Origin of the sequence: Streptomyces virginiae (assembly GCF_041432505.1) — a bacterium.
Taxonomy (GTDB): Bacteria; Actinomycetota; Actinomycetes; order Streptomycetales; family Streptomycetaceae; genus Streptomyces; species Streptomyces virginiae_A.
Window position 1 is genome coordinate 6,498,722 of sequence record NZ_CP107871.1, and the last position, 22,564, is coordinate 6,521,285.

Here is a 22,564-nt window from a genome sequence, read left to right on the forward strand (position 1 = left end):
CCCGCCTCCCGGCGGGCGTTCCGGACTACTCAGGGACCTCGGCCGCCAGTACCCAGCGGGCGCCGCCCCGCGCGCGTTCCGTGGTGAGCGTGCCGGCCACCAGCGCGAGACGTTCCCGGATTCCCGTCAGGCCGTAGCCGGGGACGTGGTCGGGGCTCTGCGAGGTGGGGCTCGACGTGACGTTGTCCACCGTGAGGCGTACGTGGCCGTCGGCGTAGTGGAGGCCGACCTCGACCCGTTCGCCAGGTGCGTGTTTGGCGGCGTTGGTCAGGGCCTCCCGCGCGCTCTGCACGAGGCAGACGGCGGCGGTCGGCGAGAGGCGGCGGGGTTCGCCAGAGAGGCTGAGCCCGACCTCGCCCGGATGGTGGGAATCGTGGGCCTCCACCAGCAGCCGCAAGGCGTCCGGCAGTGACGGCACGTCACCTCGCAGGGCGGCCACGGCGTTACGGGCCTCCGCGAGCCCCTCGTCGGCCAGCCGGTTGGACCTGAGGACCCGGGCCAGCGCGCCCTGCGAGTCGCCCTTCTCGATCAGCGCGGCGGCCACCTTGAGCTGGACCGTCAACGCGCCGAGCGAGTGGGCCAGTACGTCGTGCATCTCGCGGGCGATGCGGGTGCGTTCGGCCAGAGCCGCGGCGCGAGCCTGCTCCTGCTGCATCAACAGAGTGTTGTGAAGGAGCTGTTCGGCCTGGTCGGTGCGCAACTGTTGCTGGCGGCGATTCAGTCCCAGCAGGGTGAGTACGAGGATCAGCAGCGGGTAGCCCAGGGCGTCGCCGAGCGGGCGGTCGGCCAGGGTGCAGCTGATCCAGGTGCACGCCAGAGCGGCGGAGGTCACCGCCGCGATCGTCCGCCCCGAGGGGGAGGTCAGCGAGGTGAAGCGGCCGAGCAGCACGCACAGCATGATCGCGGCGGTGGTGTCCTCGGCCTCGCCCACCGCCAAGGTCGGCAGCAGCGCGCTGACCGCGAGGAGGGCGGCGGCGGTTCGAGGGTGCCAGGGGTGCAGCGCCATGAACAGCACCCAGCTGAGCATGCTCGCGGCATAGAGCCCCCAGATCCACAGGGTGTCCTCGTTCGCCGTCAGCAGGGCCACGACCAGCATGCCCGTACCCAGGAACTGGACCACGAGCCAGCCGGGCGCGAGCCGGTCCACGAAGTGCCGACGGCCGGACAACGGATCCATGCTCACCTGTTACTCGGTGCCGACCTTCCTGTGGATGACGGCCATGGCGGTCAGCACGACGACGGCCGCGATCGTCACGATACCGAGCTTCCAGAGATGGTCCTGTACGAGATGGTGCAGGAGTTCGTCCTTGTCCATGTCGCCTGATGCGATGGCCACCTGTGGGTTCATCGTCCATGCCTCCGAGACGTGGTGCGGGGTGTGGGGGAGAGGGGCGGGTGTCATCGGCGGTTGCCGGAGCGGCCCACGTGGTCGAGGAGCGACAGCAGCAGGCTGCGCTTCAGGCCGGGACGGCCGCCGTGGCGCGCGTCGGTGGTGCGACCGCGTTCGCCCAAGGAGCGGGCGAGGGGGGCGACCTGGTCCTTCACGGTGCCCAACGTGCCGTTGCGCTTGAGCACGATCGTGATCGTGAACGCGATGATCAGGAGCACGGCGGCGCCGGCGACGACCAGTGCGAAGCGCACCGTCATGACCGTCATGACCGTGTCGAGGTCGAGTGCGAGGTTCATCTCTTCGGCAATCCTTCCGGCTGAATGCCGAGGACCCTACGGACGACAGGGGCGGGGCGGGCCCACCCGGCGGTGGAGGTCCGGGAGGAGATGTCCACCCCGGAACTCCACCGGACGGCGCGAGGTCGGCGCGTGCCGCCGCACCCGTGGTGTCGAACAGCCGGGCGGCGCCCGCCCATGTGCGGGGAGATAGATTGGAAACCAGGAGAACGGCTGCCGAGCTGCGGTTCTTTCACGATCTCGAACGCGACCACGGGGGGTCCGAGAATGGTTGGGACGGATCGCTCGCCAGGCCCGGTGCGCGTGCGCGTACTGGTGGTCGACGACCAGCAGATCGTCCGCGAGGGCCTGATGTCCCTGCTCGATCTGATGGACGACATGGAGGTGGTCGGCGGAGCCGGCGACGGGGTGGAGGCGGTGCGGGCGGTCGGTGAAACCTCCCCGGACGTGGTGCTGATGGACATGCGGATGCCGCGGATGGGCGGTGCCGAGGCGACCGCGCGGATCCTCGCCGAGCACCCGGACGTCACGGTGCTGGCCCTGTCCACCTACGCCGACGACGAGTCGATCGTCGCCGTCCTGGCGGCCGGCGCCCGCGGCTACCTGACCAAGGACGCCAACCGGGAACAGATCGCCATGGCCATCCGCAACGCGGCCCACGGACAGGCGACGTTGGACCCCGAGGTGACCCGCAGGCTGGCCGCCGCGCTCGGCGCGGCGGGCTCCGCGGCGGCCCCCGCCGCCTCGTCCGACCGCGCCGGCGGACAGCCGGAGCGGGAGCGCCGCCGGGTCTTCCCCGACGGCCTCACCGGCCGCGAGGTCGACGTACTGCGGCTGATCGCAGACGGGTTGAGCAACACGGAGATCGCCCGAGCCCTCTTCGTCGAGGAGACGACGGTGAAGACGCACATCAACAACGCCTTCGCCAAGATCGACGCCCGCAACCGGGCCGATGCCGTGCGCTACGCGTTCCAGCAGCCTGGTCCAGCTCTGAGCATGGCCCGTACAAGGCAAGGGCCCTCCCCGTCCCCGGCGTGGGCCGCCGACCGGCCCTGCCCCCGCTCCTACCCCTGGCCCTGCCACGCGGCGAGGAACGGACTGGGCTCCCCGTTCCAGGACACCCGTAGGGTCTCGCGTGCGCGGGTGCAGGCGACGAACAGGAGGCTCAACTCGCCCAGGCGGTCATCCTGGTGCTGCTGGGCGTCCACCTCCACGGGTGTCAGGGCCGAGGTCAGCGGAACGACGCTGTCGCTCACACCGGCGACGGCGACGCAGCGGAACTCCAGGCCCTTCATCCGGTGCATGGTCCCGATGCTGATGCCGTCGCCCGACGCCTGCGTGCCACCGAGGAGCCGGACCGGCAGATCGGCCCGCTCCAGTGCGTGCGCGATCTCCTTGCCCAGGTGCATGTACCGGACGGCCACCCCGATCTCGTCCGGTTCCACACCGTCGGCCATCCACTCGGTGACGCGCTCGGTGAGCTCCGCGATCTCCTCGGCCTTGCTGCTCGCCGCCCGCAGTTCGGGGTGCGCGCCGTTCAGCACGGACCGGTAGCCCGCCAGGGACTCGGTCCCGCCGTCCATGTCGTCCGGGTGCTCCCGGTCGAGGAGGGACGTCGACCACTGCAGGATCTCGTGCGTGGTGCGGTAGTTGATCCGCAGCCGATGGGACCTTCCGGTCACGTTCACACCGAGGCCGCGCAGTGACACCTTGTTCCCGTAGATGCGCTGGTGCGTGTCGCCGGCGATGAACAGGTCGTCCGGACCGGGTGCCACCGATGCCCGCAGCAGCCGCCATTGCGCCGGATGGAGGTCCTGGGCCTCGTCGATCACCACATGGCGGAACGGGCGGTCGGTACGCGGCTCCAGCAGCCGGGTGGCCTCCGCGCACACCTGGAGGAAGGTCCACTCGTCGGCCTGGCGCAGTTCCTTCGTGAACGCCTCGACGGCACGCCAGACCTGGGCCCGCCGCAGCGGGCTCAGCGCGGTGCCCCGACCGCTGCGGGACGCCTTGAGGTAGGCCTCGGGCGAGCGCAGGTCCTGGGCCAGGACGACCTGCCGCCACTCCTGGTCGAGGAAGACGTCGCTGTAGTCGAGATCGAGCCTGCGGGCGAGGGCGTTCCAGCGGGAGTTGATCTCCTTCTGGCCGGTCAGGATGGTCAGCGGGGCGCCCCGGTCCTCGCGGACGAGCTGGTTCGCGAGGGCGTCGACGTTGACGACGCGGATCTTCGCGCGCAGCGCCTCGTCCGGGATGAGCAGTTCGAGTCCGTGGCGCAGGTCGGCCGCGAGGTTGCGGGTGTAGGTGGTGAGCAGCACCGATTCGTCGGGTGCGTCGTCCGGCAGCTGCCGCGCCAGATGGAGCGCGCGGTGCAGGGCCACCACGGTCTTGCCCGTGCCGGGGCCGCCGGTCACCCGGGCGGGCCCGTTGTAGGAGGGGTGGTAGGCGATGCGCCGCTGGCTGGGGTGCAGGAAGACCCGCCACGCGTCGAACGGCCGGGACAGGACGTCGAGCAACTCCTCGGGCCCGGAGAGCAGGGCGATCCGCCCCTGCGAGCGGGCCATCGCGGCGGCGAGTTCGTCGCCGGCGGGTGCCTGCTGGGCCGCGTCGGCGGCGCGTTCGGCCTGAGCGGCCACGGACTCGCGCCAGACGTCCTCCGGGCTCAGCCCCGCGGCCAGGCCGGCGAGTACGTCGTACTGCTGCTCGGGAAGGATCTTGCGGAGGGCGTCGAGGTGGGCCTCGGTGCTGAGGTTGCGTACGAGGGGGAGCAGATCGGGATCGATGCCGAGGCGGATCAGCTCCTTGTCGGCGACCTCGGCGAAGAGCCGCGCCTCCGCCACGTGCGCGGTGTACCGCACGTCGGCGGCGGCGCGCTCCAGGGCGATGTCGTCGCGCAGTTCGATGCCCTGGGTCGCCGAGTTCACCGTCGCCCGGTGGCTCAGCGCCCAGTCGATGGCGTCGTCGTGCGCCATGACCTTCAGGAGGAGGAAGCTGTCTCCGGATTCCGGTGCGAGAACGACGCCGCGCATGAACTTGTTGACGCGGATGGTGCGGATCCGCGGGTCGCGGGGGTTCTCCAGCTTTTCCAGGTGGAGCCCTGCATGGCGGTGCTCGCGGAACTTGTCGAAGACCTCGTGGACCCGCTTCTGGACGGTCTTCTCCAGCCGGGCGAACTCCAGGAGGAAGTCCTTGTGGATTCCCAGCGTCGCCATGTGTGCCCCCGGGTCGTACGCGTGCCGACGTTTCGACTGATCACCGTACGGTACGGGGCGCCAATGGCTCGTCGGTACCGAGGGTTTGGGGAGAGGGCGGGCGTGCGCGCCGGGAGCGCGAGTCGACGGCCCGCAGGCCGGTCGCGTCCATGCTGTGGACGTGGGTCGCGGTCACGACCGTGCCGACGTCGCGCTCGCTCCCGAACGACCACGCCACCGTCCCGTCGGCGAGCCGCAAGGTCACGGGGGCGCGCAGGCGCGGGTTCGCCCATGTCAGTGGCCGACGGGCAGGCCGTTCGGTTCCTTGATGCGCTTCATGATGATCTGCGAGTTGACCTCGGTGATTCCGGTGAGGGCCGTCAGCTTCTCGATCCACAGGCGCTCGTACGCCCGCAGGTCGGCGACCGCGATCCGCAGCAGGCAGCCGGGGCTGCCGAAGAGGCGGTAGGCCTCGATGACGTCCGGGATGTCCTGGAGGGCCGCCTCGAAGGCTTCCACCGCCTCCCGGTCGCGCCGCACCTCGACCGAGACGAGCACCTCGAATCCTCGGTCCACCGCCTCGGGGGAGATCACCGCGCGGTAGCCCTGGATCACCCCGTCCTGTTCCAGCTGGCGCACCCGGCGCATGCAGGGGGAGGGGGTCAGTCCCACGCGCTGGGCGAGTTCCTGGTTGCTCAGGCGGCCGTCGGCCTGGAGCTCGCGCAAGATTTCTCGGTCAATGGCATCCATGACGCAATTATCACCCAGCGTTCATGAACGGGCCTGAGGGAAAACGCAATCACATTGCGCGTAGATCGCTCTATCATTGCTGCTTTGAGTACATATGTACGAGTGACGTACTAGTGACACGAGTGACACGAGTGAAGGGCGGCCACGGCCGATGGGACGGATCGTCGTGATCAGCACCGGCGGGACGATAGCCAGCCGCTGGCAGGGTTCCGGCTTCGCAGCGGACGCCGACGGGAACGAGGTGATCGCCACCGCACCACTCCCCGAGGGCATCACCGTCGAACTCGTCGACCTGTTCAGCGTGAACAGCCCGCGTCTCACCACCGCACATCAGCTCACCCTGCTGCGCACCGTGCACGAGGTGCTCGCCGACCCCGGAGTCGACGGCATCGTCGTCACCCACGGCACCGACACCCTGGAGGAGTCCGCCTTCCTCCTCGACCTGCACCACCGCGACCCCCGCCCGGTCGTCCTCACCGGCTCCCAGCTGCCCATGGGCACCGCGGACGGCGACGGCCCCGGCAACCTGTACGACGCGCTGCTCACCGCCGCCACCACCCGCGGGCTCGGCGTTCTGATCGCCTTCGCGGGACGTGTCCACGCCGCCCGCGGCACCGTCAAGACGCAGGCCGTGGCCCTGGACGCGTTCGCCGACCCCTCCAGGGAACTGCTCGGCAAGGTCGGCTTCGGCAAGGTCACCGTCCTGCGCGCCCCGCAGCGCCCCCTGCCCCTCCCGCTCCCCGCGATGCCCGAAGTCCCGCCCCGCGTCGACGTGGTGGTCCACCACGCGGACGGCGACCCCGTCCTGCTGAACGCGGCCGTCGAGGCCGGCGCCCGCGGTATCGTGCTCGTCGGGACCGGCGCGGGCAACGCCACCCCGGAGATCGTCGACGCCGTCCGGGCCGCCGTCGCCCGCGGGGTGCTGGTCGCCCTGACCACCCGGGTCATGGCCGGCCCGGTCACCGAGATCTACACGCACGGGGGAGCGGTGGACCTCGTCGCGGCGGGCGCCGTTCCCACCGGCACGCTGCGCGCCGGACAGGCCCGCATCGCGGTCCTGTCCGCGCTCCTGGCCACCGAGAACACTGTGGAGCAGGTCCGCCTGCTACGTGAGGCCCTCACCCCGACCGGGTCGGTCCTCGTCGAGGCGTAACGGCGGCCGCGGAACCGCACGCACGCGCCCCCCGCATGCACGCGCCCCCGGCTCCGGACGGGCAAGGTCCGGGGCCGGGGGCGCGAAGGCGAGGCGGCGCGAGGTGGCGCGGGCTCCGGGCTCAGGCGCCGCCGAACGCCGCCAGGATGCGGTCCGCCGCCGATGTCGGGGTCACCGTGCCCGCCCGGACCGCGGACTCCAGGTCCGGCGCGAGGTTCCGTACCGCCGGGTCCGCCCGGAGGCGTTCCAGCAGTTCGTCGCGGACCATCGACCAGGTCCACTCCACCTGCTGCGCCGCCCGCTTCGCCGTCAGCCGGCCGCCCGCGTCCAGCAGGGTCCGGTGCTGCTCCAGGCGGCTCCACACCTCGTCCAGCCCGGTCGACTCCCGCGCGCTGCACGTCAGCACCGGCGGGGTCCAGGCCGCGTCCACCGGGTGCATCAGGCGCAGCGCGCCCGACAGTTCCCGGGCCGCTGCCTTCGCGTCCCGCTCGTGCGGGCCGTCCGCCTTGTTCACCGCCAGGACGTCGGCCAGCTCCAGGACGCCCTTCTTGATGCCCTGCAGCTGGTCGCCCGTACGGGCCAGGGACAGCAGCAGGAAGGAGTCCACCATCCCCGCCACCGTGGTCTCCGACTGGCCCACGCCGACCGTTTCGACGAGGACCACGTCGTAGCCCGCCGCCTCCATCACGATCATCGACTCGCGGGTGGCCTTGGCGACCCCGCCCAGCGTGCCCGCCGAGGGCGAGGGACGTACGAACGCCGCCGGGTCCACCGACAGCCGCTCCATCCGGGTCTTGTCGCCCAGGATGGAGCCGCCCGTACGCGTCGACGACGGGTCCACCGCGAGTACCGCCACCCGGTGGCCGAGCCCCGTCAGCATCGTGCCGAACGCGTCGATGAAGGTGGACTTGCCCACCCCCGGCACCCCGCTGATACCGATCCGGCGGGCCCGGCCGGCGTGCGGCAGCAGCTCCGTCAACAGGCCCTGCGCGAGCGCCCGGTGAGCGGGCAGGGTGGACTCGACGAGGGTGATCGCGCGCGCGATGAACGCGCGCTTCCCGTCGAGCACCCCCTTCGCGTAGGCCTCGATGTCGATCTTCGGCACCGGCGCCCGCCTACAGCTCGTGGCCCAGGTCCGCGGCCAGCCGCGTCACCAGGTCGTGGGCCGCGTCCGGGATCACCGTGCCGGGCGGGAACACCGCGGTGGCGCCCATCTCCAACAGCGTCGGGACATCGGCGGGCGGGATCACCCCACCCACGACGATCATGATGTCCTCGCGGCCCTCCTCCGCCAGCTGCTCCCGCAGCGCCGGTACGAGGGTCAGGTGACCGGCCGCCAGCGACGAGACGCCCACCACGTGGACGTCCGCCTCGACGGCCTGACGGGCCACCTCCGCCGGGGTCTGGAACAGCGGGCCGACGTCCACGTCGAAGCCCAGGTCGGCGAAGGCGGTCGCGATCACCTTCTGGCCGCGGTCGTGCCCGTCCTGGCCCATCTTGGCGACCAGGATGCGCGGACGGCGGCCCTCCGCCTCCTCGAACCGGTCGACGAGCGCACGGGTGCGCTCCACGGACGGGGACTCGCCTGCCTCGGTGCGGTACACACCCGAGATCGTACGGATCTGGCTCGCGTGCCGCCCGTACACCTTCTCCAGTGCGTCCGAGATCTCACCCACGGTCGCCTTGGCGCGCGCCGCGTCCACCGCCAGCGCGAGGAGGTTGCCGTCGCCGCGCTCGGCGGCGTTCGTCAGCGCCCGCAGCGTGTCCTGGGTGACCGCCTCGTCGCGCTCCTCGCGCAGCCGCCGCAGCTTGGCGATCTGCTGGGAGCGCACCGAGGAGTTGTCGACCTTGAGGACGTCGATCGCCTCGTCGTTCTCCACCCGGTACTTGTTGACGCCGATCACCGGCTGCCGGCCCGAGTCGATGCGCGCCTGCGTACGGGCGGCGGCCTCCTCCACGCGCAGCTTCGGGATGCCCGCGTCGATGGCCTGCGCCATGCCGCCGGCCGCCTCGACCTCCTCGATGTGCTGCCAGGCCCGCCGCGCCAGGTCGTACGTCAGCTTCTCCACGTACGCGCTGCCGCCCCACGGGTCGATCGACCGGCAGGTCCCCGACTCCTGCTGCAGCAGCAGCTGGGTGTTGCGGGCGATGCGCGCCGAGAAGTCCGTCGGCAGCGCGAGCGCCTCGTCGAGGGCGTTGGTGTGCAGCGACTGGGTGTGGCCCTGGGTCGCCGCCATCGCCTCGATGCACGTGCGCGTCACGTTGTTGAAGACGTCCTGCGCCGTCAGCGACCAGCCGGAGGTCTGCGAATGCGTGCGCAGCGACAGCGACTTGGCGTTCTTCGGGTCGAACTGCTTGACCAGGCGCGCCCACAGCAGGCGGGCCGCGCGCAGCTTCGCGACCTCCATGAAGAAATTCATGCCGATCGCCCAGAAGAACGACAGGCGCGGCGCGAACGCGTCCACGTCCAGGCCGACCGCCTGCCCGGCCCGCAGGTACTCCACGCCGTCGGCGAGGGTGTACGCCAGCTCCAGGTCGGCCGTGGCCCCGGCCTCCTGGATGTGGTAGCCGGAGATGGAGATCGAGTTGTACCGGGGCATCTTCTGCGAGGTGAATGCGAAGATGTCGGAGATGATCCGCATCGAGGGCTTGGGCGGGTAGATGTAGGTGTTGCGGACCATGAACTCCTTGAGGATGTCGTTCTGGATGGTCCCGGCGAGCTTGTCGGGGGAGACGCCCTGCTCCTCCGCCGCCACGATGTAGAGCGCGAGGACGGGCAGCACCGCGCCGTTCATCGTCATCGACACCGACATCTTGTCCAGCGGGATCCCGTCGAACAGCTGCCGCATGTCGTAGATCGAGTCGATCGCCACGCCCGCCATGCCGACGTCGCCGGTCACGCGCGGGTGGTCGCTGTCGTAGCCGCGGTGCGTCGGCAGGTCGAAGGCCACCGACAGGCCCTTCTGACCGGACGCCAGATTGCGCCGGTAGAAGGCGTTCGACTCCTCGGCCGTGGAGAAACCGGCGTACTGCCGGATCGTCCAGGGCTGGTTGACGTACATCGTCGGGTACGGGCCGCGCAGGTACGGGGCCACACCCGGGTACGTCCGCAGGAAGTCCAGGCCCTCCATGTCCCGTCCCGTGTACAGCGGCTTGACGCCGATGCCCTCGGGCGTCTCCCACAGCAGGTCTGCGGCCGCGGTGCCGGTGGACTCCTTCACCGAGGCGCGCCACTGCTCCTCGGTCACGCCGGCGGCGGAGGAGGGGTCGAGCGCCAGCTCGGAGAAATCGGGGATGCTCAAGACGGCACTCCCATCCGGTCGAGTACGGAGGACAGCACGGCGACGGCGTCACAGCCGGCGAAGACGTACTCGTCCACGGAAGTCTCGGCGGTGCCCGGCCGGCCGGCGAGGAAGACGGTCGTGGCGCCGGCCGCGCGCAGCGCCTCGGACACGGCCGCGGCCTGCTCCTCGTACAGCGTGTCGCTGGAGCAGAGCACGGCCATGCCGTCCGCCCCGCTCGCGGCGTAGGACTCGGCGGCCGTCGTCGGATCCACCGACACCGGAACGTGCACCGGTTCGATGCCGCCCGCCTGGAACAGGTTCGAGGCGAAGGTGGCGCGCGCGGTGTGCGCGGCCGCCGGGCCGAGCGCGGCGAGGAAGATCCTCGGCCGGGCGCCGGTCGCCGCCAGGTGCGCGTCGCTGCGGGCCCGCAGGGCCTCGTAGGCCTCGTCGCGCCGTACGCGCGGCAGTCCGCCGGTGGGTACGGCGGGCGCGGGCTCGCGGACGACCGGCTTCTCCGAGAGCAGCGGGAACTCGCTGACGCCCGTGATCGGCTCGCGCCGCTTCGCCAGCTTCTTGGAGCGCGCGGCCCAGGTGGCGGCGAGCCGCTCGGCGACCAGTCCGGAGCGCAGGGCGGCGGCCTGGCCGCCGGCCTTCTCCAGGGTCTGGAAGAACCCCCAGGCGGCGTGGGCCAGTTCGTCGGTGAGGCGCTCCACGTAGTAGGAGCCGCCGGCCGGGTCGATCACCCGGGCCAGGTGCGACTCCTCCAGCAGGATGGTGGAGGTGTTGCGCGAGATCCGGCGCGCGAAGGCGTCCGGCAGGCCGAGCTCGTTGTCGAAGGGGAGCACGGTCACCGCGTCCGCACCGCCCACACCCGCGGCCATGCAGGCCACGGTGGTGCGCAGCATGTTCACCCAGGGGTCGCGGCGGGTCATCATCACCGGCGAGGTCACCGCGTGCTGGAGCTGGGCACCCGCCTCCGGGGCCCCCGAGGCCTCGGCGATACGGGCCCACAGCCGGCGCGCGGCGCGCAGCTTGGCGATGGTGAGGAACTGGTCCGCGGTGGCGGCGTAGCGGAACTCCAGCTGTCCGAGCGCCGCTTCCGTGCTCAGTCCGGCCTCGGTGAGGGCGCGCAGGTAGGCGACGCCGGTGGCCAGGGACAGGCCCAGCTCCTCGGCGGCGCTGCCGCCGGCCTCGTGGTACGGCAGCGCGTCCACGGTCAGGGCGCGCACGCCGGGCCAGCCGGCGGCGGCCTCCACGGCCAGCTCGACGGCGTCGGCCGCGTCCACTGCCTCACCCGTGCGGGCCTCGTGGCCCAGGGGGTCGGCGCCCAGGGAGGCCCGAGCGGCCTCGGGGGCCACCGCGCTCTCGGTGAACAGGCGCAGCAATGCACGGCCGGCCTCGGCGTATTGGGCTCCGGCGTCCAGGGTGATGGGGGCGAGGTCCAGGTAGACCCCGTCCAGTGCCCGGGCGAGGCCCTCGATCGGGAGACCGTAGCGACCCACGGTGAGCCAGAGGGAGGTGACCCCGTTCTCCAGATCGGCGAGGGCCGCCTCGTTCACGCGTACCGGATCGGTACCCGCGAGGCGCTGGCGTACGTCCCAGCCGTTCGCGGTGGTGCCTTCCGGCCTGCCTCCGCGGACGAACGGGGCGAAGCCGGGGAAACCGGTGTCGATGACCGCCCCGTCGGGCGGCGCGGTGTACAGCGGGCGCGTGGTGAGCCCGTCCTCGATTGGGGTGGACAACGCGTCTTCTGCGGCCTCGCCGGAGACTTCCTTGCCCGACTTGCGCAGTACGCCTTCTACAAGGCGCTGCCACTGCTCATGCGTCGCGTCAGGGAACTCGGCGGCCAGGGAGAGCCCGTCGTCAGGCAGGACCGTCATGGCTCGAATGTAGGGGAGCGTGCTCAGGTGGCACCATACCGGTGGGTGTGATCTCGCCCTCTCGGGCCATGCCGAAGGGGTCCTGGAACACCCGGCTGAGCAGCACGGTTGCGGCCGCCTCCGGAAGTACGGCAGGTCCCGCGTGCGGTACCACGATGCGCTCGGGATCATCGCAGACGTGCGAGAGCTCCATCGCGGCGTCCCGGATCTCCTCCAGATAACCCTCGTCGAGGACGCTCGCCAGCTCGGTCACGACCATGACCGCCGGATTGAAGACATCCAACAGAAGAGCCGCCGCGCGGCCCACCGCGCGGGCACGCTCGCGCAGCAGCCGGTCGGCACGCGGATCACCGGTGGCGGCCGCGTCCACCAGCAGGTTCACCGAAGGGTCCGGAACGATGCCCCGACGCACGGCCTCGGCGCCGAGCGCGGTGTCGGACGCGGTCGCCTCCAGGCAGCCGGTACGTCCGCACGCGCACGGGGCCTGCGAGCGCGGCACCGGCAGATGGGCCACGTCACCGGCCGCCGCGCCCGGCCCCTGGTGCACGGTCCCCTCGATCCCGAAGGCGGCGTCGACGACCCGACCGATGAACAGGTGCACCAGGCTCCGGCGGGCCTCGGGCCGGCCGAAGAGGATCTCGGCCCGCGCGACGGCCCGGGCGTGGTTGTCGACCCGCACCGGCAGCCCGAGCGCGGCGGACAGCTCGGCGGCGAGCGGCTTGCGGCTCCATTCCAACGCGGGGTGGCGTACGACGATCCCCTGGTCCGGGTCGACCCAACCGCCCAGGGCCACGCCGACCCCGAGGAGCGGCCGCCCGGAGTCGTAGGCGTCGAGGAAGCGGCGCAGTTCGGCGGCGATCTCGGCGGACAGTCCCTCCGTCGGGCGCCCCTGGTGCGGGAAGGCACGGCGGGCGAGCAGCTGTCCGCGCAGGTCGACGAGGCTGAAGGTCGAATGCGGCACGCCGATGTGCAGCCCGGCGGCGACCGGCCCGCCGACGGCCCCGGTGTGCAGGTCCAGCGGGATCCGCGGTCGCCCCACCCCGCCACCGGGCCCGGGCAGCTCGCGCAGCAGCCCGCCGCGGAGCAGCCCGGTGGTCTGCCGGGACACGGCGGCGGGACTGAGCCCGCTCAGCGGGGCGATCGCGCTGCGCGCGACCGGGCCGTGGTCGAGCACCGTCCGCAGCACGGTGGTGGCATTGGCGGCGGCCCGGCTGTCACCGGCCATACGCGTCACGCGGTCTCCTCGGGGGGTGAGGGGGCGTCCGGCCGATCGGGCCGGGCTCGCGGCGGAACGCCCTCTGGGGTGTGTCCCCCGATCATGCCGGGTCCCCTGCGGGCGCTCGGCGGGGTGATGCGGCTCCTGGGGCGTGCCCGCGAAGCCCCGAGCGCTGTTCCCAGGTCCTGCCGGATGAGCCCGGGGCCCGTCCGAAGCGGTACGTCGCATCAGGCGCCGGACGGGTCCGGGGCCTGACGGGGCCCGGTGGCGTCGGGCTCCGGCCTGATCGGCGAGACGAGCGATGGGCGTCCGGCCGGAGTCGCGGTACGGGACAGGGCGGCGAGCGTGAACGCCTGCCGGACCCCGCCGGTGGCCGAGGCCTCGGTCATGCCCCCGCGGGCCTGTGCGGGCGGCCGCCGAGGCCGACGCGCCGCAGGCGCAGGACGCTCCGCAAGTCGCCGCCCAGGCCGTCTCTTTCGGATCGCGCCGGGCCCGCCCGGCACGGCACCTCATCCCCCGGACTCCGTCCGGGCCCCCAGGTCGTCGGGGCACTCGAGTACGTCCGGTACACGAGCGCCCCTCCGCCTTGCGATGCTTCCCCTCGGCCCTGCGGGCCCGGGGAGGCCCCATGGCACCGGACGACCCAGGCTCCTCCGACAAGATCCGAAAGAGACGGCGGGCCGAGCCGGCCCGCCGACGGCCGGGGCCATCGGGCACGCCCCGGCCCGGGCCCCGTGGGCGGTGAGCGGGCGCGGATCCCGGCGAAAGCGTGGCGGCCGCATTGCGGGGCCATGAATTCCGGCCACGGTTTTCGGCCGCCGAGGTGGGTCCGCGGACGGGGTGATGGGTGGGGGAAAGCGCAGGTCGTAGGCGGTGTGCGGGGTGGACGTGGGGGCGGGTCGGAAGTGCGTTCGGCGGCCACGGTCGGGGGTTGACCCCCGCCGGGGCCACTGACACGCTCCGGGACATGTCCGCGAACGCACTCCTCGCCCCGCGGCTCCACACCACCGGCCTCTGTATCGAGCCGGGCGCGTGTCCGGGCCGCTGTCCGGCCCTCGGCCGCGCCTGACGCCGCCGAGCCGGCGCCCCGCCCGACCGGCCCGCCCGGTCCCGGCGCGCGTCGGTGCCCCTTGTGGGGCCGCCTCGTAGGGTCCCTCCGGGCCGCGCCCGCCCGACCCCGCTCCCGTCCGGTGGTGCACCTCCAGGGGTGGTGCACCACCGGGACACCCCGTGTCGGGGCCCGGCCGGGGTCGCCCGAGGGGCCTCCGCGGCCTCGGGCGGCCGGCACCGCGCACCCGCACCACCGCGCACTCGCATCGCACCCGTACTCGCACCGCACCCGTACCGCTCGGCGCAGCGCAGCGCCCGGCTGCCCCGTCACGCTATTTCTTCCGCTGCGGAAATAATCCCCGCAGCCCCCCGACCAGGGAGTCCTCATGGCCACTGCCACCACCACCGCCATCACCGTCACCAAGATCGGCGGCCGCATCGGAGCCGAGATCGGCGGCGTACGCCTCGGCGGCGACCTGCCCGACGGCACCGTCGCCGAGATCCGGGCGGCCCTCCTCGCCCACAAGGTCGTCTTCTTCCGCGGCCAGGACCACCTCGACGAGGCCGGTCACGAGGCCTTCGCCCAGCTGCTCGGCGCCCCCGTCGCGCACCCCACCGTCCCCTCCGCGGACGGTCGTTACGCCCTCGGCATCGACTCCCACCACGGCGCCCGCGCCAACCAATGGCACACCGACGTCACCTTCGTCCCCGCCTACCCCGCCTTCTCCATCCTCCGCGCCGTCACCATCCCCCCGTACGGCGGCGACACCCTCTGGGCCAACACCGCCACCGCCTACAGCAACCTCCCCGCACCGCTGCGCACCCTCGCCGACAGCCTGCGCGCCGTCCACTCCAACGAGTACGACTACGCCGCCCTCAAGCCCGACGCACTGCCCGAGGCCCTGGCCCAGTACCGCGAGGTGTTCACCTCCACCAAGTTCCTCACCGAGCACCCGGTGGTCCGCGTCCACCCCGAGACCGGCGAGCGCACCCTGCTCCTCGGCAACTTCGTCCAGCGGATCAACGGCCTGACCGGCCGGGACTCCCGCGCCCTCCAGGACCTCTTCCAGTCGCACATCGAGAGCCCCGAGAACACCGTCCGCCGGCAGTGGCGGGCCGGCGACGTCGCGATCTGGGACAACCGCGCCACCCAGCACTACGGAGTGGACGACTCCGACGACCACGAGCGGACCCTGCGCCGGGTCACCGTCGACGGCGACATCCCGGTCGGCCCCGACGGCGAGCCCTCCCGCCTGATCAGCCCGGAGGCCGTCCCGGACCCGGCCTTCGGCATCGCCTCGGGCGCCTCCACCACCGCCTGATCCAGCCGCTCCCCGTACGACTCCCAAGGAGCCCCCGTGCCCAATCTGCTCGCCATCACCGGCAGCCCCTCCGCCCACTCCCGTACCGCCGTCGTCGCCGACCACGTGGTGCGCCGGCTGTCCCACTCCGGCTTCGAGACCGCGCACCTGTCCGTGCGCGAGCTCCCCGCCGCCGACCTCCTCGCCGCCCGCCGCGGCGAACCCGAGATCCGCCGGGCGCTCGAAGCCGTCGCCGAGGCCGACGGCCTGGTCATCGCGACCCCGGTCTACAAGGCCTCGTACACCGGACTGCTCAAGGCTTTCCTCGACCTGCTCCCGCAGGACGGCCTCGACGGCAAGACCGTCCTGCCGCTCGCCACCGGCGGCAGCCTCGCCCACGTCCTGACCATCGACTACGCCCTGCGCCCGGTGCTCGCCGCCCTCGGCGCCCGGCACGTCACCGCCGGCCGGTTCGTCCTGGACTCGTCCGTCGAGCGCGGATCCGGCCCCGACCGGCTGCGGCCCGAGGCCGAACTGGACCTCTACCAGGCCGTCGACGAGTTCGCCGCGGCACTGCGCGCGGCGCCCGCCGCCGCCGTCACCGCCGCCCTCACCACCACCCCGTAACACCGCCGCCACCACGCGACCCGCACCGACAAGGAACCGTCATGCCCGCAGCGTTCACCTCGACCACCACCTCCCGACGCCAGTTCCTCGCCCTGCTCGGCATCTCGGCGGCCGCGGTGAGCTGCGGCACGGCCACCGCGGGCAGCGGCGGTTCCGGCGCGCAGATCAAGACCCTGAAGTACCAGGGCTCGGTCGGCGCCGTCACGCTCCCCGAACTCGCCGCCGACCTCGGCTACCTGGAGGACCTCAAGCTGGAGTGGGTCGGCAACACCATCAGCGGTCCGCAGGACATCCAGTCCGCCGCCACCGGACAGACCCACTTCGGCGGAGCCTTCAACGGCGCGATCGTCAAACTCGCCTCCAGCAAGGCCCCCATCAAGGCCGTCATCTCCTACTACGGCGTCGACGAGCACTCGTACAGCGGCTACTACGTCCTGGAGGACAGCCCGATCCGCTCCGCCCGCGACCTCCTCGGCAAGAAGGTCGGCATGAACACCCTGGGCGCGCACTCCCAGGCCGTCCTCGACATCTACCTGAGCCGCAACGGCCTCGCCAAGGCCGACTCCTCCAAGGTCGAGTCGCTCGTCGTGCCGCCCGTCAACACCGACCAGGTGCTGCGCCAGAAGCAGATCGACGTGGGCGTGCTGGGCGGGATCCTGCGCGACAAGGCCGTGGCCGCCGGCGGGATCAGGCCGCTGTTCAGCGACTTCGACCTGCTCGGCAAGTTCAGCGCCGGCTCCTACATCATGACCGAGCGCTTCATCAAGCAGAACCCGGACACCGCCCGGACCTTCGTGACCGGCGTGGCCAAGGCCATCGAGTGGGCCCGCACCACCCCGCGCGAGGAGGTCATCGCCCGGCAGACCGAGATCGTCAAGAAGCGCGGCCGCAACGAGGACACCTCGACCCTCCAGTACTGGCGCTCGTACGGGGTCGCCGAGACGGGCGGCCGCATCGAGGACAAGGAGTTCCAGCTCTGGCTGGACTGGCTCGGCGAGCGCGGCGACATCAAGCAGGGACAGCTCAAGCCCGCCGACCTCTACACGAACGAGTTCAACGGCTTCGGGAAGGGCTGATCCGCCATGGCGAAGATCGTGTTCGAGGAAGTGACCAAGACCTTCCCGACCAAGGACAAGAAGAGCAAGGAGCAGTTCACCGCACTCGACGGCATCGACCTGGAGATCGAGGCGGGGGAGTTCGTGGTGGTCGTGGGCCCCAGCGGCTGCGGCAAGTCCACCCTCCTGGACCTGCTCGGTGGGCTGACCCGGCCCTCGTCCGGCCGGATCCTGCTGGACGGCAAGCCCGTCACCGGGCCGGGCCTGGACCGCGGCATCGTCTTCCAGCAGTACGCCCTGCTGCCGTGGCGCACGGCGCTCGGCAACGTGGAGTTCGGCCTTGAGGCGACCGGCGTCCCGCGCCGTGAACGCAAGTCGCGGGCACGGGAGTTCCTGGACCTCGTCGGCCTCACCGGCTTCGAGGACCGGCACCCGCACGAACTGTCCGGCGGTATGCGCCAGCGCGTGGCCATCGCCCGCTCGCTGGCGTACGACCCGGACGTCCTGCTGATGGACGAGCCGTTCGCCGCCCTCGACGCGCAGACCCGCGAGTCCCTCCAGGACGAGCTGCGCCGCATCTGGCAGCGCACCGGGAAGACCGTCGTCTTCATCACGCACGGCATCGAGGAGGCGGTCTACCTCGGTCAGAAGGTGGCCGTCATGACCTCCCGCCCCGGACGCGTCAAGGAGATCGTCCCGGTCTCCTTCGGTGCCCGCGGCGACGGTTTCCAGGGCGAGGACCTGCGCTCCAGCCCCGAGTTCGCCCGCTATCGCCACGAGATCTGGACCCTGCTCCACGACGAGGTGGCCCGCGCCCAGCAACTGGAGAAGGAGGAGGCCACCGTATGACCACCGACATCACCACCCCCGCCGATGCCCCGGCCGACCGACAGGCGGTGCGCGAGGCCGTACGGGAGGACACCGCGCCCGCCGCTCCCGCGGCCGCCGACCGGGAGTCCCGCAGGCCGCGGTCCGGTCTCCCGTCGCTGCTGGTACGCCGACTGCGCGGCGCCGGCCGGGCGGCCACGGCAACGGCACCCGCCCCCGCACAGACGCCGACGGCCTCAGCGGCCCCGGAGGCTCCCGCGGCCCCGGTGACTTCCGCGCCCCCCGAGGCACCCGCCACCGGACCGGACGCCGTGCCCGCGCCGAAGGGCCCCGCCTCTCCGGGCGCCGCTCGGGGCACCGCCCACGGCCGCCACGCCCCGTCCCCCCTCCGGAAGGCCGCCGGGGCGCTCGGCCGGTGGCTGCGCGCCACCGCCCTGCGCTCGGCGGCCCTCGTCGCCCTGCTCGTCCTCTGGGAGACCGCCCCCCGCCTCGGCCTGGTCGACGCCACCTTCCTCCCGCCGGTCAGCGAGGTCGCCACGGCCTGGTGGGACCTCCTGGGCAACGGCCAGCTCGGTCAGCACACCCGGGCCAGTCTCGCCCGCTCCTTCGGCGGCTTCGCCATCGCCGTCGTCGTCGCGGTCCCGCTCGGCCTGCTCATCGGCTGGTACCGGCCGGTGGCCGCGTTCCTCGGCCCGCTGCTGGAGGTGTTCCGCAACACCGCCGCACTGGCCCTGCTCCCCGTCTTCGTGCTGCTGCTCGGGATCGGCGAGACCTCGAAGGTCTCGATCGTCGTCTACGCCTGCCTCTGGCCGGTCCTGCTGAACACCATCAGCGCCGTGGGCAACGCCGATCCCACCCTCGTGCGACTGGCCCGCTCGATGGACCTGTCCACCCCCAGGCTCTTCCAGAAGGTGATCCTGCCGTCCTCCGTACCGGCCGTCTTCACCGGCATCCGGCTGGCCGGCGCGGTCTCCATCCTGGTCCTGGTGGCCGCCGAGATGATCGGCGCCAAGGCGGGCCTCGGCTATCTGATCAACGCCTCGCAGTACAACTTCGCGATCCCGCAGATGTACGCGGGCATCATCACCATCTCCGCCGTCGGCGTGGCCTTCAACCAGCTGCTGGTCACGATCGAACGCCGCCTGAGCACCTGGCGCGTCCCCGTCTGACGCCCGCGCCGTCCGGGCCCGCCACCGCACGCAACGCCACCGAACACAGGGAACAGCCATGACCGCGAACCGCACCCTCCACCTCAACGCCTTCCTGATGAACGTCGGTCACCACGACGCCGCCTGGCGCCACCCCGACAGCCGGCCCGAACTCATCACCGACCTGCGGTACTTCCAGGACCTGGCCCGCACCGCCGAGCGCGGACTGCTCGACTCCATCTTCTTCGCCGACGGCGTCGCCCTCTGGGGCAAGGCCCGCCACAACGCCCTCGGCGGCTTCGAGCCGCTCACCCTGCTCTCCGCCATCGCCGCCGTCACCGAGCACATCGGGCTCATCGCCACCGTCTCCACGACCTTCAACGAGCCCTACAACCTGGCCCGCAAGTTCGCCTCCCTCGACCACATCAGCGGTGGCCGGGCCGGCTGGAACATCGTCACCTCCGGCACCGTCGACGAGGCCCGCAACTTCAACCGCGACGAGCACCTGGAGCACCACCTCCGCTACGAACGCGCCCACGAGTTCCTCGACGTCGCCACCAAGCTCTGGGACAGCTGGGAGGACGACGCGATCGTCCTCGACAAGGAGCGCGGCATCTACGCCGACACCGACAAGCTGCATCCGGCCGCCCACCGCGGCGAGCACTTCGGCGTCGCCGGGCCGCTCAACGTCCCGCGCTCCCCCCAGGGCTACCCGCTGCTCGTGCAGGCCGGGTCCTCCGAGGACGGCAAGGAGTTCGCGGCCCGATACGCCGAGGCGGTCTTCACCGCCCAGCAGACCCTCGCGGACGGCCAGACCTTCTACAAGGACCTCAAGTCCCGCCTCGCCAAGTACGGCCGTGCCGAGAGCGACCTCCTCGTCCTGCCCGGCATCGCCCCCGTCATCGGCTCCACCGAGGCCGAGGCGAAGGCCCTGGAACAGCAGCTCACCGACCTCCAGGTGCCCGAGTACGGCCTCGCCCAGCTCTCCGGCATGCTGAACGTCGACCTCACCGGACTGCCGCTGGACGGCCCGCTCCCGGACCTGCCCGAGGAACGCGACATCAACGGCAACAAGAGCCGCTTCACCCTCGTCGCCGAACTCGCCCGGCGCGACGGCCTCACCCTGCGCCAGCTGATCGCCCGCCTCGGCGCCGGCCGCGGTCACCGCGTCTTCGCCGGTACCCCCGAGCAGATCGCCGACCAGCTCGAGGAGTGGTTCACCCAGGGAGCCGCCGACGGCTTCAACATCATGGCGCCGGTCCTGCCCACCGGCCTGACCGCGTTCGTCGACCACGTCGTGCCGATCCTCCAGCGGCGCGGGCTGTTCCGCACCGAGTACACCGGCGCCACCCTCCGCGAGAACTACGGCCTCGCCCGGCCGGTCAACCGGCACACCAAGGAGAGCGTATGACCGAGTACGCCACCGACGTCCTCGTGGTCGGCGGTGGCCCGGCCGCCACCTGGGCGGCGCTGGGGGCCGCCGAGGTGGGCGCCCGCGTCGTCCTCGCGGACAAGGGCTACTGCGGGACCAGCGGCGCGACGGCCGCGGGCGGCACCGGTGTCTGGTACGTCCCGCCGGAGCCCGCCGCCCGGGAGGCCGCCATGGCCTCCCGGGAGGGCCTCGGCGGGTACCTCGCCGACCGCCGCTGGATGGCCCGGGTCCTCGACGAGACCTACGACCGGATGAACGAGCTGGCCACGCACGGCCGTTACCCCTTCCCGACCGGCCCCGACGGGCAGCCGCTCCGGGGCGGCCTGCAAGGCCCCGAGTACATGCGGCGGATGCGCATCCGGATCCGCCGGGCCGGGGTCCGCGTCCTGGACCACAGCCCGGTCACCGAGCTGCTCACCGACGCGGACGGCATCGTCGCGGGCGCCGCCGGCTACCGCCGCCAGCTGCGCGAGTCCTACCGGGTCCGGGCCGGCGCCGTGGTCCTCGCCACCGGCGGCTGCGCCTTCCTCAGCGGAGCCCTCGGCACGAACACCGACACCGGCGACGGGGCACTGTTCGCCGCCGAGGTCGGGGCGGAGCTCTCCGGGATGGAGTTCTCCAACGCCTACGGCATCGCCCCCGAGGGCACCTCCGTCACCAAGACCGCCTTCTACTCCTTCGCCACCTTCTACCAGGAGGACGGCAGGGTCCTGGAGGGCGCGGCGAGCCAGGGCGGCCGCTCGGTGATCGCCCGCGAACTCCTCACCGGCGCCCGGGTGTACGCCCGTCTGGACCGCGCCGACGAGTCCGCCCGGGCCGCGATGCGCCTCGCGCAGCCCAACTTCTTCCTCACCTTCGACCGGCTCGGCATCGATCCCTTCACGGACCGGTTCGCCGTCACCCTGCTCGCCGAGGGCACGGTCCGCGGCACCGGCGGCATCCGGATCACCGGCGACGACTGCGCCACCGGGGTTGCCGGGCTGTACGCCGCCGGGGACGCGGCCACCCGCGAGGAGATCTGCGGGGGCTTCACCGGAGGCGGCAGCCACAACGCCGCCTGGGCCATCTCCTCGGGCAGCTGGGCCGGCCGGGGCGCCGCGGGGTACGCCCGCTCCCTCGGTTCCGCCCGGACGGCGAGCCGTCCCGTCACCGGCGCCGGCGGGGCGGGCCTGCGCCCGACGGGGAGCGCGGCCGGCGCGCCGGAACACCGCGAGGCCGTGGCGCTCGTACAGCGGGAGGTACTGCCGTACGACAAGAACTACCTCCGGCGCGGCGAGGTCCTCGCGGCCTCCCTGCGCACCCTCGACGCGGCCTGGTCACAGCTGCGCGCGGGTCTGCACGGTGAAGGGGCCGACCTGGTCAGGGCCCGGCAGGCGGCGGCGATGACGGCGCACGCGCGGTGGATGTACGCCGCCGCCCTCGCCCGGTCCGAGTCCCGGGGCATGGCCAAGCGCCTCGACCACCCGGACCAGGACCCGGCTCAGCACCACCGGATCCTGGTCGGGGGATTGGACCGGGTGTGGACCAGGCCCGCCGCGAGGGCAGGGGTGGCCGCATGATCGAACTGGTTTCGGCGGAGCGCTGCATCGCCTGCGACAAATGCGTGGAGGTGTGCCCGACCGATGTCTTCGAACGGGGCCCCGAGGGGATTCCGCTGCTCGTACGGCAGGAGGACTGCCAGACCTGCTTCCTGTGCGAGGCGAACTGCCCGGTGGACGCGCTGTTCGTGGCCCCGCTGACCCGGCCCCTGCCGGAGGACCCGGCCGTCCGGGACGAAGCGGGGTTGGTGAGCCGCGGGCTGCTCGGCAGCTACCGGCGGGAGATCGGCTGGGGTGAAGGGCGGACGCCCGGCTCGCTGCGGGCGATCGGGCCGCCGCTCGGCCGGTCCGCGCCGCCGATCACGTCCTGAGCGCGAGCGCCGCCGGAGCCCTGTGCTCCGGCGGCGTGTGCGTGTGTGCGGGGCGCC

20 protein-coding genes and 1 pseudogene are annotated in these 22,564 nt (G+C 72.5%); 10 read left to right on the forward strand and 11 right to left on the reverse strand.

From position 1 onward, the window contains the following. Positions 1-25: 25 nt before the first annotated feature. The 3 genes from OG624_RS30190 to OG624_RS30200 all read right to left on the reverse strand — a co-directional run bounded on the left by OG624_RS30190 (position 26) and on the right by OG624_RS30200 (position 1,686). A complete protein-coding gene (locus OG624_RS30190; RefSeq protein ID WP_371640034.1) occupies positions 26-1,177 on the reverse strand; it encodes a sensor histidine kinase in 1,152 nt (383 codons plus the stop codon). Positions 1,178-1,186: 9 nt separating this feature from the next. After that, a complete protein-coding gene (locus tag OG624_RS30195) occupies positions 1,187-1,336 on the reverse strand; it encodes a hypothetical protein (RefSeq protein WP_371640035.1) in 150 nt (49 codons plus the stop codon). A gap of 62 nt (positions 1,337-1,398) precedes the next feature. Then, complete coding sequence (locus OG624_RS30200) at positions 1,399-1,686, reverse strand: hypothetical protein (protein ID WP_371640036.1); 288 nt, start codon at positions 1,684-1,686, stop codon at positions 1,399-1,401. A 267-nt stretch (positions 1,687-1,953) separates the two neighbouring features. On the opposite strand from OG624_RS30200, the pseudogene OG624_RS30205 reads away from it, so the two are divergent. After that, a pseudogene (locus OG624_RS30205) lies at positions 1,954-2,643 on the forward strand (response regulator transcription factor); the annotation flags it as partial. 107 nt (positions 2,644-2,750) lie between these two features. Here the strand turns inward: OG624_RS30205 and OG624_RS30210 are convergent. Genes OG624_RS30210 through OG624_RS30220 form a run of 3 tightly spaced genes read right to left on the reverse strand, consistent with a single transcriptional unit; the run spans position 2,751 to position 5,624 of the window. Further along, complete coding sequence (locus OG624_RS30210; RefSeq protein WP_371640037.1) at positions 2,751-4,895, reverse strand: UvrD-helicase domain-containing protein; 2,145 nt, start codon at positions 4,893-4,895, stop codon at positions 2,751-2,753. Between the two features lie 40 nt (positions 4,896-4,935). Then, complete coding sequence (locus OG624_RS30215) at positions 4,936-5,139, reverse strand: hypothetical protein (RefSeq protein WP_266443858.1); 204 nt, start codon at positions 5,137-5,139, stop codon at positions 4,936-4,938. 29 nt (positions 5,140-5,168) lie between these two features. Then, positions 5,169-5,624 carry an Lrp/AsnC family transcriptional regulator gene (locus OG624_RS30220; protein WP_030010848.1) on the reverse strand — a complete coding sequence of 152 codons (456 nt, stop codon included), beginning with the start codon at positions 5,622-5,624 and terminating at the stop codon, positions 5,169-5,171. Positions 5,625-5,775: 151 nt separating this feature from the next. On the opposite strand from OG624_RS30220, the gene OG624_RS30225 reads away from it, so the two are divergent. After that, entirely contained in the window at positions 5,776-6,777 is a 1,002-nt protein-coding gene (locus OG624_RS30225) for an asparaginase (RefSeq protein ID WP_371640038.1), read from the forward strand. 121 nt (positions 6,778-6,898) lie between these two features. Here the strand turns inward: OG624_RS30225 and meaB are convergent, their stop codons facing one another. The 5 genes from meaB to OG624_RS30250 all read right to left on the reverse strand — a co-directional run bounded on the left by meaB (position 6,899) and on the right by OG624_RS30250 (position 13,546). Next, complete coding sequence (gene meaB, locus OG624_RS30230) at positions 6,899-7,882, reverse strand: methylmalonyl Co-A mutase-associated GTPase MeaB (protein WP_371588652.1); 984 nt, start codon at positions 7,880-7,882, stop codon at positions 6,899-6,901. A gap of 10 nt (positions 7,883-7,892) precedes the next feature. After that, positions 7,893-10,079 (reverse strand): methylmalonyl-CoA mutase, encoded by a 2,187-nt coding sequence (gene scpA / locus OG624_RS30235; protein WP_161296129.1) that lies wholly within the window; start codon positions 10,077-10,079, stop codon positions 7,893-7,895. Next, a complete protein-coding gene (locus OG624_RS30240) occupies positions 10,076-11,941 on the reverse strand; it encodes a methylmalonyl-CoA mutase family protein (protein WP_371640039.1) in 1,866 nt (621 codons plus the stop codon). The genes scpA and OG624_RS30240 overlap by 4 nt, the downstream gene beginning before the upstream one ends. Next, entirely contained in the window at positions 11,925-13,166 is a 1,242-nt protein-coding gene (locus OG624_RS30245; RefSeq protein ID WP_371640888.1) for an ROK family protein, read from the reverse strand. The genes OG624_RS30240 and OG624_RS30245 overlap by 17 nt, the downstream gene beginning before the upstream one ends. Positions 13,167-13,384: 218 nt before the next feature. Further along, positions 13,385-13,546, reverse strand: coding sequence for a hypothetical protein (locus OG624_RS30250; RefSeq protein ID WP_371640040.1), 162 nt, complete (start codon positions 13,544-13,546; stop codon positions 13,385-13,387). A gap of 1,047 nt (positions 13,547-14,593) precedes the next feature. On the opposite strand from OG624_RS30250, the gene OG624_RS30255 reads away from it, so the two are divergent. From OG624_RS30255 to OG624_RS30290, 8 genes are all read left to right on the forward strand, one after another. Then, entirely contained in the window at positions 14,594-15,529 is a 936-nt protein-coding gene (locus tag OG624_RS30255; protein ID WP_033217575.1) for a TauD/TfdA dioxygenase family protein, read from the forward strand. A 36-nt stretch (positions 15,530-15,565) separates the two neighbouring features. Further along, a complete protein-coding gene (ssuE, locus tag OG624_RS30260) occupies positions 15,566-16,135 on the forward strand; it encodes an NADPH-dependent FMN reductase (RefSeq protein WP_033217576.1) in 570 nt (189 codons plus the stop codon). Between the two features lie 41 nt (positions 16,136-16,176). After that, positions 16,177-17,211 (forward strand): ABC transporter substrate-binding protein, encoded by a 1,035-nt coding sequence (locus OG624_RS30265; RefSeq protein ID WP_033217578.1) that lies wholly within the window; start codon positions 16,177-16,179, stop codon positions 17,209-17,211. A gap of 6 nt (positions 17,212-17,217) precedes the next feature. Further along, a complete protein-coding gene (locus tag OG624_RS30270) occupies positions 17,218-18,039 on the forward strand; it encodes an ABC transporter ATP-binding protein (protein ID WP_033217580.1) in 822 nt (273 codons plus the stop codon). A gap of 152 nt (positions 18,040-18,191) precedes the next feature. Next, positions 18,192-19,187, forward strand: coding sequence for an ABC transporter permease (locus tag OG624_RS30275; RefSeq protein WP_371640889.1), 996 nt, complete (start codon positions 18,192-18,194; stop codon positions 19,185-19,187). 58 nt (positions 19,188-19,245) lie between these two features. Continuing rightward, on the forward strand, positions 19,246-20,577 hold the full coding sequence (locus tag OG624_RS30280) for an LLM class flavin-dependent oxidoreductase (RefSeq protein ID WP_033217582.1): 1,332 nt from the start codon (positions 19,246-19,248) through the stop codon (positions 20,575-20,577). After that, positions 20,574-22,157: an FAD-binding protein gene (locus OG624_RS30285; RefSeq protein ID WP_371640041.1), complete on the forward strand. Its 1,584-nt coding sequence runs from the start codon at positions 20,574-20,576 to the stop codon at positions 22,155-22,157. The genes OG624_RS30280 and OG624_RS30285 overlap by 4 nt, the downstream gene beginning before the upstream one ends. Next, entirely contained in the window at positions 22,154-22,507 is a 354-nt protein-coding gene (locus OG624_RS30290; protein ID WP_030713012.1) for a 4Fe-4S dicluster domain-containing protein, read from the forward strand. The genes OG624_RS30285 and OG624_RS30290 overlap by 4 nt, the downstream gene beginning before the upstream one ends. Positions 22,508-22,564: the final 57 nt, after the last annotated feature.

Coding starts and splice junctions, on each gene's coding strand:
- OG624_RS30265 (WP_033217578.1), top strand. CDS start 16,177: ATGCCCGCAGCGTTCACCTCGACCACCACCTCCCGACGCCAGTTCCTC.
- OG624_RS30210 (WP_371640037.1), bottom strand. CDS start 4,895: ATGGCGACGCTGGGAATCCACAAGGACTTCCTCCTGGAGTTCGCCCGG.
- OG624_RS30280 (WP_033217582.1), top strand. CDS start 19,246: ATGACCGCGAACCGCACCCTCCACCTCAACGCCTTCCTGATGAACGTC.
- OG624_RS30290 (WP_030713012.1), top strand. CDS start 22,154: ATGATCGAACTGGTTTCGGCGGAGCGCTGCATCGCCTGCGACAAATGC.
- OG624_RS30225 (WP_371640038.1), top strand. CDS start 5,776: ATGGGACGGATCGTCGTGATCAGCACCGGCGGGACGATAGCCAGCCGC.
- OG624_RS30200 (WP_371640036.1), bottom strand. CDS start 1,686: ATGAACCTCGCACTCGACCTCGACACGGTCATGACGGTCATGACGGTG.
- OG624_RS30220 (WP_030010848.1), bottom strand. CDS start 5,624: ATGGATGCCATTGACCGAGAAATCTTGCGCGAGCTCCAGGCCGACGGC.
- OG624_RS30255 (WP_033217575.1), top strand. CDS start 14,594: ATGGCCACTGCCACCACCACCGCCATCACCGTCACCAAGATCGGCGGC.
- OG624_RS30240 (WP_371640039.1), bottom strand. CDS start 11,941: ATGACGGTCCTGCCTGACGACGGGCTCTCCCTGGCCGCCGAGTTCCCT.
- OG624_RS30190 (WP_371640034.1), bottom strand. CDS start 1,177: ATGGATCCGTTGTCCGGCCGTCGGCACTTCGTGGACCGGCTCGCGCCC.
- OG624_RS30285 (WP_371640041.1), top strand. CDS start 20,574: ATGACCGAGTACGCCACCGACGTCCTCGTGGTCGGCGGTGGCCCGGCC.
- OG624_RS30270 (WP_033217580.1), top strand. CDS start 17,218: ATGGCGAAGATCGTGTTCGAGGAAGTGACCAAGACCTTCCCGACCAAG.
- OG624_RS30250 (WP_371640040.1), bottom strand. CDS start 13,546: ATGACCGAGGCCTCGGCCACCGGCGGGGTCCGGCAGGCGTTCACGCTC.
- OG624_RS30245 (WP_371640888.1), bottom strand. CDS start 13,166: ATGGCCGGTGACAGCCGGGCCGCCGCCAATGCCACCACCGTGCTGCGG.